16 protein-coding genes are annotated in these 16052 nt (G+C 47.1%); 2 read left to right on the top strand and 14 right to left on the bottom strand.

Going from position 1 to position 16052, the window contains the following annotated elements; translation table 11 throughout:
- Positions 1-23: 23 nt before the first annotated feature.
- From AOQ57_RS07160 to AOQ57_RS07115, 10 genes are all read right to left on the bottom strand, one after another.
- Positions 24-902 (bottom strand): aldose 1-epimerase family protein, encoded by an 879-nt coding sequence (locus AOQ57_RS07160; RefSeq protein ID WP_093626600.1) that lies wholly within the window; start codon positions 900-902, stop codon positions 24-26.
- 19 nt (positions 903-921) lie between these two features.
- On the bottom strand, positions 922-1758 hold the full coding sequence (locus AOQ57_RS07155; RefSeq protein WP_235789029.1) for a tyrosine-type recombinase/integrase: 837 nt from the start codon (positions 1756-1758) through the stop codon (positions 922-924).
- Between the two features lie 129 nt (positions 1759-1887).
- Positions 1888-4020 (bottom strand): type I DNA topoisomerase, encoded by a 2133-nt coding sequence (gene topA / locus AOQ57_RS07150; RefSeq protein WP_093626596.1) that lies wholly within the window; start codon positions 4018-4020, stop codon positions 1888-1890.
- A gap of 82 nt (positions 4021-4102) precedes the next feature.
- On the bottom strand, positions 4103-4978 hold the full coding sequence (gene dprA / locus AOQ57_RS07145) for a DNA-processing protein DprA (RefSeq protein ID WP_093626594.1): 876 nt from the start codon (positions 4976-4978) through the stop codon (positions 4103-4105).
- Between the two features lie 52 nt (positions 4979-5030).
- Complete coding sequence (rnhB, locus tag AOQ57_RS07140) at positions 5031-5801, bottom strand: ribonuclease HII (RefSeq protein WP_093626592.1); 771 nt, start codon at positions 5799-5801, stop codon at positions 5031-5033.
- On the bottom strand, positions 5794-6666 hold the full coding sequence (ylqF, locus tag AOQ57_RS07135; protein ID WP_093626590.1) for a ribosome biogenesis GTPase YlqF: 873 nt from the start codon (positions 6664-6666) through the stop codon (positions 5794-5796). The genes rnhB and ylqF overlap by 8 nt, the downstream gene beginning before the upstream one ends.
- A gap of 9 nt (positions 6667-6675) precedes the next feature.
- The gene (locus AOQ57_RS07130; RefSeq protein WP_093626588.1) at positions 6676-6900 is read right to left on the bottom strand and encodes a YozE family protein; all 225 of its coding nucleotides are present in this window, start codon (positions 6898-6900) and stop codon (positions 6676-6678) included.
- Positions 6901-6908: 8 nt separating this feature from the next.
- Positions 6909-7508, bottom strand: coding sequence for a YpmS family protein (locus AOQ57_RS07125; RefSeq protein ID WP_093626586.1), 600 nt, complete (start codon positions 7506-7508; stop codon positions 6909-6911).
- Between the two features lie 3 nt (positions 7509-7511).
- Complete coding sequence (locus AOQ57_RS07120; protein WP_093626584.1) at positions 7512-8429, bottom strand: SGNH/GDSL hydrolase family protein; 918 nt, start codon at positions 8427-8429, stop codon at positions 7512-7514.
- Positions 8430-8684: 255 nt separating this feature from the next.
- On the bottom strand, positions 8685-9527 hold the full coding sequence (locus tag AOQ57_RS07115; RefSeq protein WP_093626582.1) for a DegV family protein: 843 nt from the start codon (positions 9525-9527) through the stop codon (positions 8685-8687).
- 165 nt (positions 9528-9692) lie between these two features.
- Here AOQ57_RS07115 and trhA point away from each other — a divergent pair, with 165 nt between their 5' ends.
- A complete protein-coding gene (gene trhA, locus AOQ57_RS07110; protein WP_093626580.1) occupies positions 9693-10322 on the top strand; it encodes a PAQR family membrane homeostasis protein TrhA in 630 nt (209 codons plus the stop codon).
- Here trhA and AOQ57_RS07105 read toward each other — a convergent pair.
- Genes AOQ57_RS07105 through AOQ57_RS07090 form a run of 4 tightly spaced genes read right to left on the bottom strand, consistent with a single transcriptional unit; the run spans position 10308 to position 14937 of the window.
- The gene (locus AOQ57_RS07105) at positions 10308-10805 is read right to left on the bottom strand and encodes a dihydrofolate reductase (protein ID WP_093626578.1); all 498 of its coding nucleotides are present in this window, start codon (positions 10803-10805) and stop codon (positions 10308-10310) included. The genes trhA and AOQ57_RS07105 overlap by 15 nt on opposite strands.
- Before the next feature lie 12 nt (positions 10806-10817).
- Positions 10818-11777, bottom strand: a complete 960-nt coding sequence (locus AOQ57_RS07100; RefSeq protein WP_093626576.1) for a thymidylate synthase — start codon at positions 11775-11777, stop codon at positions 10818-10820.
- Between the two features lie 52 nt (positions 11778-11829).
- Entirely contained in the window at positions 11830-13713 is a 1884-nt protein-coding gene (locus tag AOQ57_RS07095; protein ID WP_093626574.1) for an ABC-F family ATP-binding cassette domain-containing protein, read from the bottom strand.
- Between the two features lie 15 nt (positions 13714-13728).
- Entirely contained in the window at positions 13729-14937 is a 1209-nt protein-coding gene (locus tag AOQ57_RS07090; protein ID WP_093626572.1) for a CCA tRNA nucleotidyltransferase, read from the bottom strand.
- A 165-nt stretch (positions 14938-15102) separates the two neighbouring features.
- Between AOQ57_RS07090 and AOQ57_RS07085 the strand changes: the two genes are divergently transcribed.
- Complete coding sequence (locus tag AOQ57_RS07085) at positions 15103-15954, top strand: phage integrase N-terminal SAM-like domain-containing protein (protein WP_093626570.1); 852 nt, start codon at positions 15103-15105, stop codon at positions 15952-15954.
- Positions 15955-16052: the final 98 nt, after the last annotated feature.

The following is a 16052-nucleotide window of genomic DNA, read 5'->3' as shown; positions in this document are numbered from 1 at the left end:
CTTCTGGTTACTCCTTTTTAATTTTAAAACGGACGGATGGTAAATTGGTAATTGGCACTTGCTCCCGGATTCAACTGATTCATGGCAGTCTTATGAATTAATTCACCATCGCTGTCGACCCCATCAGCCAATCCCCACCACGGTTCGATGCAGATAAAGTTACCGGTCTTCGGATATTGAGACCAAACACCAACAAAGGGAGTCCCACTCGTTTTGACTTCAACCCCGTGCCCACTCTGCGGCTCGGTTAGGGTTAGGCTCAGATCGGCACCATAAGGAGCGAAAACAAGGGCATCGTGATCAAAGAGCTGATGGTTAAGCTGCATCGCCTTACGTGCATCCAGTTCCTTAGGATGCTTTAAATCACTGTAGGGCCCTACCAAGGGAATCTGTGGATAGACCTTCGCCGGGTTAACCGCCAAGGTTGCCGTTTCAAAGCTCCCCTGCTTCGTTAGCGGAATGTTGAAACCTGGGTGCGCACCCAAAGCGTAGCGTAGCAGACTTTGGTCGTCCGTATTTTCGACCTGGTAGCTGATGACAAGATGGTCGTGGTCTAAGGCATAGGTAATTGAAAGTGAGAAGTCAAACGGGTATACCGCCTTTGTCTGGGCGTCGCTCCTTAAATTAAAGACCACCCAATCGGCTCCTTGTTGAGCAACTGTAAATACCATATCCCGGGCAAAACCATGCTGAGTTTGGTGGTATTGGTGTCCCTGGTAGGTATATTGATCATCCAAAAGGCGTCCCACAAAAGGAAAGAGAACCGGGGCTTGTCTTGACCAGGATTTTGCATCACCCTGCCACAGATACTCAAGGGTACTTGCCTTACGCCGAATACTGTGCATCTGTGCGCCCTGGGGGGCAATTTGAACCACTAATTCTTCATTCTCAATTGTAATCATCGTCCGTTTTTCTTCCTCTCTAAAAATACTGCTCATACTTTTTCTTTAGGTCATGAAACTGGTTGACCTGGTATCTAGCCGTAGCTACCAAGGTTTTATGCCCCGCCAAGCGGTTAGCATCCTCAAATCGTTCTTCTGAAACCACCTTATCGATGTAGGCGTGACGAAGGCCGGCTGGGGTGGCTCCCCCACTAACTCGGCGGATCGTTCGTTCGATCCACGCCCGGCTAATCTTTTTTCCATTGGCAAGTGCTAAAACTGGCGTGGTGGCATCCGGAGGGGTCAAGAAAGTCTCGCGCAGCTTATTCAACAGATCCAACAAGTCACTGGTCAGTGGAACATAGCGTCCCACACCCTCATCATTTTTGATCAAGACCACTCGCATGGCAAAATCAACCTGCCCCCACGTTAAGTGGATCAACTCGCTGGTCCGCATCCCTGTTTCAATTATCAGGTAGGTTGCCGTCTTCTCCATTGTGGTTGCACGTTTGCGGTTTTGTTTAATCGATTCCATTAAGAGTTGGTAGGTTGGTAGGCCGGATTCATTGTAGTTGATGTTATCGAACTGGATACCCGTCAAGGGATTTTGTTTAACCAGTCCTCGTTCCAACAGGTAGTGGTAAAACCTTCGTAAAGTAGTTGCTTGGTAGCGGGTGGTTGATGCGCTAACACCTTCCCTTTGACGGGCAATAAAAAAATCACGTAATTTAACGGTAGTAAGGTCAAGCCAGCCGGGCCACTGACCCGGAAAACGGCGTCTTACAAAACTTAAGTTCCGTCTGTATCCAATTAACGTTGATGCCGCCAGCTTTCCCGTTTGAGCCTCTAAAAAGGCCATTTCTAACTCTTCATCCATTACCAGTAATCCCCTCCCAACTAATCTTTAGAAATTATAACATAGTCAATATCCTAAGAAAATTAAAATTGGAAACCCTTTCGGGGTTAAAACAAAAATACCCACCAATTACGGTGGGTATTGATAAGATTATTTTTGAACTTCTTCTTTGTAATCGCCATTCGGACAGAGGACTTGCTTCCCTCCCCTGACCTTCTTTTCGACCAAGAAGTGGCCATCCTTTGGGCATTCCCGTCCAATTGGTCGATCCCAGGAAACAAATTCACAATCTGGGTAACGGGAACAGCCATAAAAGACCCGGTTTTTCTTGGATTTGCGCTCGACTACTGTTCCCTGGTGGCAAAGTGGACACTCAATCCCGGTATCCTTGACAATTGCCTTCGTGTTACGGCAGTTTGGGAAGCGGGAGCAGGCGTAAAATTTGCCATACTTCCCCATCTTGATGACCATCGGTGCCCCACAAATTTCACAGTCACTACCGGCCAACTCGTCTTTCATCTCAATCTTAGCTACCTGCTCTTCGGCCGTGGCAACCTCTTTTGAAAATGGTTGGTAGAAGTCATCCACCACTTTAACCCAGTTTTCCTTTCCCTCTTCAATCTTATCGAGGGAGCCTTCAACCTCAGCTGTGAACTTAACATTGACAATCTCAGGAAACTGCTTAATGATCAAGTCGTTGACGATTTCACCTAACTCGGTTGGTTCAAAGTGCCGTGATGCAAGCTTAACGTAGTAGCGGCGCTGAATTGTGTCCAAAGTTGGGGCATACGTAGATGGACGCCCAACTCCGTTTTCTTCCAATGTCTTAACCAGGGCGGCTTCCGTAAAGCGGGCTGGTGGCTGCGTAAAGTGTTGGGCCGGATTATCGGCCACCATGGTCACCTTATCGCCCTCTTCTAGGTTTGGTAGAAGGTTATCCTTTTCCTGGCTCCGTTTATATACCTTGGTAAAACCATCAAACTTAACCTTCGATCCATTGGCGCGGAAGTCAACTTCATTCTGGCTAATCGTTACGGCCATCGTATCCGTTACCTGGGCCGTCATCTGGCTGGCCACAAACCGGCACCAGATCAGGTTATATAATTTGTATTGATCTGGGGTTAAAAATTCCTTCATTTCAGCGGGGGTACGGTTAACCGAGGTTGGCCGAATCGCTTCGTGGGCGTCTTGAGCTCCCTCTTGAAGTTTACCCTTAACCGGCTTGGTCGCTGCATAGTTTTCCCCGTAATTTTCATGAATAAAGGTTGCAGCCTCCTGCTTAGCCACCCCGGCAATTCGGGTTGAGTCAGTCCGCATGTAGGTAATCAACCCAACGGCAGCTCCCTGGCCAATGCTAATTCCTTCATACAGTTGCTGAGCAGCCATCATGGTCTTCCGAGTACGGAAGTTTAGCCGTCGGTTGGCATCTTGTTGCATAGTAGAGGTTGTAAACGGCGGTTGTGGCATCCGCCGGCGCTCCCGGCGTTCAACCTTAGTGATTTCAAACGGTTGCTTACGATCAATTGATTGTAGAACTTGCTGGACAGCTTGTTGATTCTTTAAGGAAGCCTTCTTACCAGCCTGCCCGTAATAAGTAGCCTTGAATTTTTCGCGTCCCTTTTTGAAGTCGGCATCGATCGTCCAGTATTCTTCCGGCTTGAAGTTACGAATCTCATTTTCACGTTGGATAATTAAGTTTAAGGCAACGGATTGGACCCGGCCGGCCGAAAGTCCCTTCTTAACCTTCTTCCAGAGAATCGGAGAAATTGAATACCCTACCAGGCGATCAAGAACCCGACGTGCCTGTTGAGCATCAACCAAGTTCATGTTGATGGTTCGTGGTTCCTTAAAGGCCTCTTTTACCGCATCCTTGGTGATTTCATGGAAGGTAACCCGATTCTTTTCTTGCGGGTCCATCTTTAAGAGGTTAGCAACGTGCCAGGCGATCGCTTCCCCTTCACGGTCCGGGTCAGAAGCCAGATAAACGGTTTTTGCGGCTCGGGCATCCTTGCGTAGTTCCTTGATTACATCCCCCTTACCACGGATTGAGATGTAATCGGGTTGATAATTATTTTCAATATCAACCCCCATTCGTGACTTAGGGAGGTCACGGACATGGCCCAGGCTGGCAATAACCTTATAAGTTCGCCCAAGGTACTTACTAATCGTTTTAGCCTTGGATGGCGATTCCACAATCACCAGCTTCTTTTGGTTTGAACGGCTCGTTTTGCGCCGGGTTGGTTTCTTTTTAGTTACGCTTTCTTGTTTAGTTACCAAACTCATCGGCTCCTGTCATTTAATAATCTATTTCATTTATTATTAATGCACGGGCGCCCTCGTGTCAAATGAAAGATAGAAAGTCCTTTTAAGCTTCCGGATCAAATTGCTGTTCAAATTCGGCCAAAATGTCTTTAACACCAGTGATTGGCACCGCCCCTTCCGCAATTAATTCATTGGTTCCAAGTGAAGTTGGGCTGGTAATTGGCCCGGGGACGGCACAAACGTTACGATTCTCTTGGAGAGCCAAGTTGGCGGTGATTAAGCTACCGCTTTTTTGCCGGGCCTCCACCACTAAGCAGGTTTGACAAAGTCCCGCAATGATTCGATTCCGGGTTGGAAAGTGGTTAGGCAAGGGGGGTGTATTTAAGGGGTATTCGGTTAAGAGTAGCCCCTGGCTAGCCACAGTCCTCTGTAGATTCCCATTGTTACGGGGGTATACCTGGTCAAGGCCAGTACCAATCACGGCAATTACCTTTCCTCCAGTGTTTAAAGCGATCTGATGGCTCCTTGCATCGATCCCCTTAGCAAGCCCGGATACAATTGCTAAACGGTGGCTGGTTAAACCAGGAATTAATTTTTCAAGAACTGCATAACCGTAATTGGTTGCTTGCCTAGCACCGACTATCGCCAAGGTTGGCATCGTTAACAGTTCCCGATGCCCCTGATAGTATAAAACTAAGGGTGGGCAGTAACTCTCTCGTAATAGGGATGGATAGTCACTGTCTAAGATGGTCAGACACGAAACCCGGCTATTTTGTTGCACCAAACGATCTAAATAAGGGCTTGGCCAGTTTTTAAATAGATTCTCCTTGACCTTGGGAGTCATTGCGGCTTGGGCAACAAGTAGTTCCAAATTATCGAAGCAGTAAGTTTGTTCAGCAGCCTGCCATAGGCGGTACCGGCTGACCGGACCGAGACCCGGGCACAGGCTGAGACGTAAAATAAAATCTCGTGGTTGCATAAAAAATCCTCCCTACTGGTTAAGTACGGAGGAACCTTAAATAATGACAAAATTAATTGAGATAATCTGTGACGGGGCGAAAACTTGTCCGATGAATTGGACAGGCCCCGAATTTCTTTAAACCTTCCAAATGGGCCGCTGTCCCATAACCCATATTGCTAGCAAAGTCATAACCCGGGTAAAGCCGGTCATAAATGGCCATCAAATGGTCCCGGTACTCCTTAGCCACTATTGAGGCTGCCGCCACTGAAATACTCTTTTGATCCCCTTTAATTAGCGTTGTCTGGGGAATTGGAATATCTAAGGGGACCGCATCAACAATCAAGTGGCTAGGCCGATGATGCATGGATTTGACCGAGCGAATCATAGCTGCCTGAGTGGCCGCGTAGATATTTAAACGGTCAATCTCTTCGGCGGGACTGACGGCTAAGGACACCTCAACAGCCTCGTCTAAGATCCGTAAGTACAGCTGCTCGCGCTCGTGCCGGGTCAGTTGCTTTGAGTCTGTTACCCCAACTAGGTCAAAGTTACGGTTTAAGATCACCGCACAGGTCACAACTGGCCCCGCTAAGGGCCCCCGTCCTACCTCATCAATTCCGGCCACGTACTGGTTACCAGCCAGCCATAGCTCCTCTTCGTAAGTAAACCGCCTTTTGAAAGCAATTTGGGCTTGGGCCCGCTTCAAAAGCCGCTTTTCAAACTGGACTAGGGCCGCCTGAACCCCCTTGCGCGGATCATCTTTTAATTTCTGCACTAAGGGGTCGTTTAGATCATCCAGTTTTGCTAAGAGCACCTTAATTTCACTAATGGATTGCTTACTCATCTACGGCATTTCCTTCCGAATCGGCTGGATCTTCTAATGTGAAGGTCCCTAACTTTCCCCGACGCATCTCAAAGATCAGCCGTTCACTGGCTCGGTCATAGTCATCACGCATTCCCATTTTTTTGGTGATTTCAAGTAAAAGATCCGGGGTAAGAACGTCCTCGTCAAGGCTCGTCGAGCTTAAACGATAGCGGCTGATTAATTCCTGTGGGCGGTTCTTGCGGAGGTAGTCAAGAGCAAAAATAGCCACATCATCCTTAGGGTACAGTGAATCCTTGATGGCCCCAGACAAGGCCAGCATCTTGGCCTGAGTTTGGGTAGCAAACTTTGGCCATAATACCCCCGGGGTATCTAGTAGTTCAAGGGCCGCCGACGATCGCAACCATTGCTGACCGGTCGTTACCCCGGGACGATTTCCAGTAGCAGCCACGTTCTTTTTAATCAGGTGGTTAAGTAACGTGGACTTGCCAACGTTTGGTACCCCCACGCACATGGCACGAATGGCCCGTTTTTGCATCCCCTTTTCTAGTTCAGCTTTCATCCGATCCTTTAAGATTTGCTGAGCCTTATTAGTTACCTTATTAGCAACTTGATGAGCTCGCGAATCCAGTGCCAAGACCGGTTGACCATTTCGTTCAAAAAAGTCAATCCAGCGGGCCGTCGTTTCCGGATCAGCCAAATCGGTTTTTGTCATGATCAACAAGCGGGGCTTATCACCGGCCATTCGGTCGATTTCTGGATTTTGCGTTGAGTAAGGAACCCGGGCGTCGACGAGTTCAAATACGATATCAACCAGGGGCATTTGTTCTTTAATTTGGCGCAGGGCTTTAGCCATGTGGCCAGGGAACCATTGAATTGTTGCCATGATTTCCTCCTAATTCATCTTCTGTAAGTAGCGATTCCAGGCATCATCAAAAACTAGCATTGTTGGTAGGTACTCCGCGTTTTCCTCAAGGTATTGCGAAATCTCATTAAAATCCTGCGACTGCTTTGGAAAAGCTGAGTCTAAAAAGGCATTATTTGCAAACTGCTCAACCTCGTCGGGTTGGTTGGGGTTACGCTGGGTCATTAGAAAGTGGTAAAAGCTCTCCCGGTACATACTTCCTCCTATTTATTATTCGGGATGGTGATTAAAAAGCGGAAGGTCCCTTCATTCATGTTAATCTCTTTGGCACTGTATTGAACGGACTTATCTTGACTGTACTTATTTAAGTCTAATAAAATCGTCTCCTTTTTAACATCTAGGCTGACCCAAGTGGGAAGCTTATAGTTTTTCTTCAAAAAGCCCATTACAAACCTAATTGGTAGATTCAACCTACCAACCGCCAGTCCCTTCGCCCTTAATAAGACATTGTTCTGACTCGTGCGTTCCGGGATGAAGTTCAAGGAAAACTGAACCGTTGCTCCCAAGAACTTGGTTCGGCCAATTACAGTTGCGTACTTATTACCAACCACGAACCGATACTTGACCTTACTATCCTTTAAAAACTTATTCAAGTAGTTAGCAGAAAGGGCATTCACTTGCTTGCGGTTCAGGGTTACTTCCACGGAGGTGTCTTGTGGCTTAGTTGCCACTACTTCCGCCGGAACATTCGTCGGGGCGGTAGCTTTATTAATCACTACTCCACAACTAATCACCACTATGGCTGCCAGAATGAAGAAGGCCCACTTCCATGGGTTATGTGTGTTTGATTGTCTGTGCTGCATACTTTACCTCGTTTGGTATTCAAAGCTGTTGTTATGAACCATCGCGTTAAATAACTTATCTGTCATCTTGGTATAGCCTAAGTGATTGGGATGGAAGTTATCCGTCGTTGAGATGTACTCATTTAGGTTATGATCCTTGTTATTCATAATTGCAAGAACACTCGCCTGACTAATTTGACCATCATTAGTTTTTTGGGCTTGGGCCGCCAATTGCTGACGCTTTTCCCTAGTGGTGTATTGACCATAAGAAAGCAAATAATCAACGTCTACAAAGGTGGCTGGCTGATACTTAGCCACCACCTGCTTGGTCAATTGATTCCACTTAGCAACCGCCTTTGAAATCACCGTGACATTGGGAAAGTATGTGTAAAAGGGATTGTAAATGGAGAAGACAAAGATCTGAGCGTTTGGGTTATACTTACGGACGTCTTTAAGCAGGGCCGTTAACTTAAGCTGGTATGTTTTACCCGCCGCATCAACAGCTTTTTCCACTGTCGATGATGAATCTGAAAAGGCCGTCTTTTCCAGCGTCTGCATCAAATCATTGCCCCCCACGGTCATCACGATTACGTCGGCGGACCGGATTCCCGTTTGAATCTCCTTTTGGCTGTCCAAACGGGCCTTAATCTGGTCGGATCGGTCCCCGGTAACACCGAAGTTTTCCGTTGTCACCTGGTTACCATACTTATCTTCCAGGCGGGTCTTGATCTGGCCAACATAACCGCCCTGATCCTTTTCATCTCCCTGACCATGGGTTAATGAATCCCCTAAGGCCACCAGAAGGATCTTCTTCTTTAAAATTCGTTGCTGCTCCTGATTAGCAACTAAGGACGGTCGCTCATGAAAATACCAGGTACTACCGCCAAGGATAGCTAACAATGCTACCCCTACAAGTAACCATCGCCAGTTCTTTTTTCTCAAACACTTTTCCTCCAAACAAAAGGGGCGACCAGGTGGTCGCCCCTTTTTATTACTTTTCTTGCGGGCCGGTGAGGCATCACCATGCCCACCAAGAGTTGGTCGCTAACCATTGTAGCACATTTCCCGTCCCGATTCGTTAATCATTGGTGCTTTTGACAAACTCTTCGTTCTCGGAATCAGTCCACGTAATCCCTTCTAGAAAACGGTGGAAGTAAATACGACCCTACATCAATATTAGTGCGGGAACGTACTTACTTATTCAGTGTAGTATATTAAACAACAAGCACCCAGACCAGTATGGGTTGCGATAACCGGCACCGTTTCACGAACGGTAATGTCAATTGATGGGAATAATTCAGTAAGCTTTGCCTTCAGACGGTCAACTTCTTTGTCACTCTTGACATGGGAGAGCCCAATTCCCTTAACCTTAGGGCCGTTAGCCATATTGGCTAAAATCTTATCCCATTCCTTGTGAATGGCCTTGATCCCACGACCCTTCATGGCAACGTGAATCTGACCACCGTACACATCCAACATTACCTTGATATTTAATAGGTTAGAAAGCGTCCCGGCAAAGCGGGATACCCGTCCACCAGCCACCAGGTTATCTAAGTTATCAATGGCTAAGTAGAGCTTGTGGTGATCATAAACTTCCTTCATCTTAGCAAGGGCGTCGTCCATGGAACCACCCTCTTCGATCACCTTAGCAGCCTCGATAATTTGAAAGGCCATTGCCCGGTCGGTGGTATGACAATCAACCACCTTGACGTTAGTCTTGGTTAAGCTAGCCGCCTGTTCTGCTGCGTGGACGGTTCCTGAAATGGACTCCATCATGCAGACGCACAAGACTTCAGACCCATCTTCACCAAGCCGATCAAAGGCATCGGTAAACTTACCAATTGGCGGCTGGGAGGTCTTAGGTAAGGAATGCGCCTTTTCCATCATGTCCGGAAATTGATCGTTAGTGATGGTTTCACGCTCAACGTAAACAGTCCCATCAATCATCACGGACAAGGGGATAATCGTAATCCCGTACTTTTCAATTTCCGTTTCGGTTAAACCAGCGGAAGAATCCGCTACAATTTTAATTTTTGCCATGGAATTTATCACTCTTCCTGAAAAATTTGGTATAATATATCTAGTTTTTAAAACTAGATCACATAATCATTATATTACAAACCCGCGGGAAGTTTGTACCCAAATGTTAGTATAACAAAAGTCAACCATGATTTCACCGGGTCCCCCGCTTAAAGGAGTTCTACTATGCAACGTAAACAACCAAATCTGTTAATTGAAATTGGCAACGCCGTGACCCACGGGCTTGGTGTTGCTCTAGCAATTGCCGGACTAGTCGTTTTGATCGTGACGGCGGTCCATTCCCACAGTCCGATCAAAATTGTTTCCTTTTCAATTTATGGTGCCGTTTTAGTCCTCTTTTATCTGGCCTCAACCCTTTTTCACTCCCTAATCTTTACCCGCGCCCGTCATATCTTTCAGGTCTTTGATCATTCAATGATTTACCTGCTGATTGCCGGGTCCTACACCCCCTATTGCCTGGTTTCCATCCGGGGATGGCTGGGCTGGAGCCTGTTAATCGTTATTTGGTTAATGGCCATTGGCGGTGTGATTTATAAGTCAATCTGGTTAGATAAAAAAAGCCTCTGGTCAACCGTAATTTACGTAGTAATGGGCTGGATGTGTCTTTGTGCAATCATCCCCCTTTACCACGCCCTTGGACCAGTTGGCTTTGGCCTCCTATTCTTAGGCGGGGTGACCTTCACTCTCGGGGCCGTCTTATATAGCTTCCCCACCCAGTACACCCATTTAATCTGGCACCTCTTTGTCCTCGGGGGTACCACCTTGATGTACTTTTCAATTCTATTCTTCGTCTAACAAAACCCATTTTTCAAAGGTGCAGGCCGGGTCCTTCCCGGTTGCTTCAACATGGCGTTCAGCGACTTTTTGCCACTTATGGTAGTCGATGGGCGCCATTTTTACGTCCCCATGGTAGTCACCTTCAACCACTGTCCGGTATAAAACGTTGACAAGGGGCAGGGTTGATTTAAACAGGTGCGCCCCGCCAATGATAAAAATCTCTTCATCATCTTGACCAGCTAGCCATTTGGTTAGGGCGCTGAGACCATCAATCAGCTGAACTCCCTCAATTGGTTCCTTGCTGCTAGTTACGACTAAGTTGGTTCGTTTGGGCAGAGGGCGGCCGATCGAAGTATATGTTCGACGCCCCATCACCACTGGGTGACCACTGGTGACTTGTTTAAAGTGCTTTAAATCGGCGGCTAGGTGCCACGGTAAGCCATTCCCCTTACCAATCCAGCCAGCTTGATCCTCCGCCCAAATAAAGGCAATCTTTCCCATTTAACGTCCCTCCTAAACGGCGACCGGTGCCTTAATGGCGTCCTCGTGTTCATAACCTTCCAAACGAATGTCGTCCATTTCGTACTCGTCAATTGACTTAGTTTGTTCTGGTAAGATCAGTTTGGGAGCCTGGTGAACCGGCCGGCTTAGCTGTTCTTTAATCTGGTCAATGTGGTTTAAGTAGATGTGGGCATCCCCCAGGGTGTGGACAAATTCACCAACTTCAAGCCCGCACTGGTGAGCAACCATATGGGTCAACAAAGCATAAGAGGCAATGTTAAACGGTACCCCCAAGAAGATATCAGCACTACGTTGGTAAAGCTGGCATGACAGTTTACCGTTATTGACGTAGAACTGGAACATCGTGTGACACGGTGGCAAGGCCATATCATCGACATCAGCAGGGTTCCAAGCAGTCACGATTAAGCGGCGGGAGTCTGGGTTGGTCTTGATCTGTTCAATCACCCTTTGAAGCTGATCAACCGGACCGTTCGGCGTCTGCCATGACCGCCACTGGGAACCGTAGACTAGACCAAGATCACCGTACTTCTTTGCGAAATCATCGTCTTCTAAAATTCGTTTACAAAAGGACCGCTTCTCTTTCTTGTATACCTCATTAAAGTCCGGATCGACCAAGGAACGCCGGCCAAAGTCGGTCATATCGGGGCCAGTATATTCCACACCGTCGACCCACTTTTTAAAGGCCCATTCGTCCCAAATGTGATTCTTGTGCTGTAATAGGAAACGGATATTGGTGTCCCCACGCAAGAACCACAGTAACTCGCTCTTGATCAAACCAAAAGCAACCTTTTTCGTTGTTAAAATCGGGAAGCCCTCCGTAAGGTTAAACCGCATTTGGTAACCAAAAACAGACTTGGTCCCCGTTCCGGTCCGGTCACCTTTCTCGTCGCCAAATTCTAAAACGTGACGCGCCAGGTCTAAGTATTGTTCCTCATTATGATTTACCGTCATTCAAATCGCTCCTTAATTTTAATTGGGTTTATTGTAGCAAAGACCCTAAGCTTTATTCCACGTAGTCGCTCAAATATTCCCAACGAACGGTCTTTTCATCCATCTCCTGGTTAACCTGGTTCAGCTGAGCCTGCAGTTCGGCTAGCTTTTCGTAATTGTCTCCGTTTTCGGCCATTGCCTGTTCAATTTTCTCTTGCTTGGCGGCTAGCTGGTCGAGGTCTTCGTTAATCTGGTCCCATTCCAACTGTTCAGCGTACGTTAACTTGGTCTTTTCCTTTTTGACCGGTTCTGCTTGCTCCTGCTTTTTAGCCACCGTCTTTTGGGTCGGTACCGGTTCCTTTGTTTGCTTAGCTAGGTAATCGGTAAAACGCCCGGTGTAGCGTTCAATCTTTCCCTTCCCGTCAAAGATTAACAAGTTATCAGCAACTCGGTCTAAGAAATAGCGGTCGTGGGAAACGGTGATCACAGTTCCAGCAAAGTCATCTAAGTAGTCTTCCAGGACTGTCAGCGTCCCAATATCCAAGTCGTTGGTTGGTTCGTCTAATAGCAGAACGTTTGGTTGTTGCATCAGAATTTTTAATAGGTAGAGACGCCGCTTTTCACCTCCCGAAAGCTTACGGATTAAGGTTCCGTGCATGAAACGTGGAAATAAGAAGCGTTCCAGTAGCTTAGTCACATCGACGCGTTGTCCATATCTATCAACAACGTTATCGGCGACCTCATTTAAATAGGCAACCAATCGCTTGTCATCATCGATCCCCTCCGTTTGCTGAGTATAATAGCCCAAGTTAACGGTCTCACCGATTTTTAAAATCCCAGAATCAAGGGGTACTCGTTGAGCGATTACATTCAAGAGGCTCGTCTTACCGGCACCGTTTTCACCAGTAATCCCAATTCGATCGCCTCCTTGAACGAGGAGGTTAAAATCGTGTAATATTTGTCGTTCACCCAAGGAAAGGTTGGCATCCTTTAATTCAATCACGTCCTTACCAAGACGCTGGTAACCCAGATCGATGGCAATATCGTCATCTTTCTCCACCTGTCCCAGAGAATCCTTTAATTCGTTAAAGCGATTAATCCGCCCTTTTTGTTTGGTAGAACGGGCTTTTGCACCATGACGCATCCAGGCGAGCTCCTTGCGGTAAAGGTTTTGCTTCTTACGTTCACTGGCCTGGGACAGCTCCAGGCGCTGTGCCTTTTTCTCTACAAAGTCTTGATAGTTCCCAACGTAATGATGCATTACTCCGTAAGCAAGTTCCCAAATATGGTTGGTAACCTGATCTAAAAAGTAGCGGTCATGGGTAACAACCAAGACGGCACCCTTATAAGATGCTAAGTAGTCTTGCAGCCAGACAATTGAATCCAGATCTAAGTGGTTGGTTGGTTCGTCAAGCATCAAGAGATCCGGCTCCTGGATCAGCACCTGGGCTAAACCAATCCGTTTAAGCTGGCCACCGGATAATTCACCCATCTTCTGATCCATATCAGTTATCTTCAGCTGGGTTAGAATCGTCTTAATCCGTGAATCAGCATCCCAGGCATCCTCCTGGTCCATGGCTAACTGCAATTTAGCAAACTGTTCAGCAACAGCGGCATCCTCGGGATGATTGGTATAAGCCGTCAGGGCCGCTTCGTAATTACGAATTGTTTGGAAAACCCGTTGACTACCGGCAAAGACCGCATCGGTGATCGAAAGATTTGGATCAAAAGCCGGTTGTTGCGTTAGGTAGCCGATCGTGTAATCACCGGGCTTTGTAATTTGGCCAGCATCAGCCCCCGTCTGACCAGCAATCACGTTAAGTAGACTGGTCTTACCACTACCATTGGTGCCAATCAACCCAATTCGGTCCCCTTCGTTAATCAGAAAAGAGACGTCTTCAAAGAGCACCTTCTCTCCGTAGCGACTAGTTAAATTATCCGCACGTAATGTTTGCACACTTCTTCCCCCTTGTTATTGAGCAATGAACTTGGCCGCCTCGTCCATGAGAAGATCAGGTTCGTTTGCGATCGCTCCATCAACGACCATATCAACGAGATGGTTAATAATCTTTCCCATCACCGGACCAGGCTTAACACCGAGCTTGTTGATTAGATCACCCCCGTTGATTGCCAATTCACGGCTGGTTTTAATTGGTAGGTCCTGATAGGCCCTTTCAAGTTTGACCAGATCAAGATTGGCCCCACAACTCTTAGCAATAATCGCGGCATTCGTAACGGCCTCTTGCCCCGCCTTAAACAGGTCCCTAGTGCTAACCTGGTCGCCCATAATTTGATTTAGGAGTGGTAATTGATGTTGAACCACCGTTATCAAGTCGTTAGAAAGTTTCCACTTTTTCAGGAAGGGCGCCAGTTGCTTATACTTCATTCCTAAATGGTAGGTCAATGCTCCCCAGACTTGGGCTGAATTTACCAGCATCGCCAAGTTGGTGCTTGCTAAATTGCTCAGATGTTGCCAGTTACCATCTAGGCCAGGACAGTATCGGTAAAGATCAGTTTCAAGCATTACGTTAAGTCCCTTAGATGCTGCCGTCGCTAACATGAGTTTTTCAAACTCGACTTGAATCCGTTCGACAGCAATTTTTTTCAGCAATGGGGCGTTTTCGCTTATCCCAGCCAGGGTGGCTGGATCAATCTTAAAGTCCAACTTAGCGGCAAAACGGGCGGCTCGCATCATACGCAAAGCATCTTCATGGAAACGTTCTGCTGGTTCTCCAACTGCTCTAATCAGGTGACGCTTCAAATCTCCTAGCCCATCAAAGAGGTCAACTATCTCCCCATCCTCCTTTAGCGCCAGGGCATTAATAGTGAAATCACGGCGCTTGAGGTCTTCTTTCAAAGAACGCACAAAGGTGACGGAGTCGGGGCGCCGGAAGTCTTGATAACCTGATTCAGTTCGGAAGGTGGTTGTTTCATAACCTGTTCCGTGATCTAAAATCATTACCGTCCCATGCTCAATCCCTGTATCGACTGTTCGATTAAAGATCTGCTTAATCTCGGCTGGGTATGCTGAAGTTGCAATATCAATATCGTGGATCGGTAGTCCTAAAATTGTGTCGCGAACACACCCACCCACAAAGTAGGCCTCAAAGCCCGCCTGTTCAATTTGCTGTAAGATTGGGCGGGCCGGCGTAAATTCCGCCGGTAAAGTTTTAATTTTCAATGTTTATGGCCTCGTTTCGTTCAGATTTGTCATGGTGACCACGACAGTCTTTTCTATTCTAGCAAATTTTACGGGGGTGTGTTAGGCTGGTTGTTATTTTGGTTTTGTTTGTGATATAGTTAAAGTAAATATCTGCTTATATCTTGCATACTGGAGGTATCCACCATGAAGGATCACTATCCCTACCAGACCACCTTCGAACCGTTTTTAATCAGCCAAGGGCTTGCTCCCCTCACTGTTACCACTTATACCACAACCTTAACCGGCTTTTTTGACTTTTTACGGGCCAACCGCCCCGCCTTTGCACATCATCCCCAGGTTGACCGGGTTACCGAGACCGATGTTCGGTCCTATTTCAACTACCTCAAGGAGGAGCGCCAAGCCACCCTGGCAACCACCAATAAGGTCTTATCGCACTTAAATCGTTACTTTCGTTATCTATTCACCCACCAGCTTATCCATGACTATCCAACCCTAACCCTTCACGGGGCCCTACCTAAACCGGCAGTCAAGGTTAGCCCCAAGTGGGTCAACAATTTAGACGATCTCCTGGCAAGTAATCAGCTCCACTATTACACCCGCCTCGTGCTTTTCTTAGCGGCGCGAGGGTATACGGTTGGGGAATTTTTAGCCCCTGACTTTAACGAGGAGCTACGCCACCTTTCACCAACGACCCCCACTGAAGATCAATTTTTAAGGGACTTTACTGTTTTTCACCAGCCCCTAAGTGAGCTTCAAAACTGTGCCGATCCTTTCTTAAAGACCCGGTTAAACAGGGAAGCCCCCCGCTTGACCAATGCTGGCTTGCACAAGTACCTCAAGAGCGACGAGAAGCTGACCAACTTCTCACTCAGCCCGCGAAACCTTCACCAGGGCTACGTTTTAAACCAACTTCACCTCCACCGTGACTGGTCGGATCAGCAATTAATAACTCACCTGCGATTGGATCCCGCCTCCTTACTTTACTATCGGCGCCTACTTTTTAATCAAAACCAAACGCAAGCAAAGGAATATTAAAAGGCAAGTTACCAATACTTAATTGGTAGCTTGCCTTAGAAAAAAGTTGCTTTATGAAGTGTCCCACTTTCGGGGTTTCCTTCATTGATATATTATGG

Source organism: Limosilactobacillus gorillae (genome assembly GCF_001293735.1).
Taxonomy (GTDB): Bacteria; Bacillota; Bacilli; order Lactobacillales; family Lactobacillaceae; genus Limosilactobacillus; species Limosilactobacillus gorillae.
Note: the sequence above shows the minus strand (reverse complement) of the source record. Positions and strands in the feature narration are given on the sequence as shown.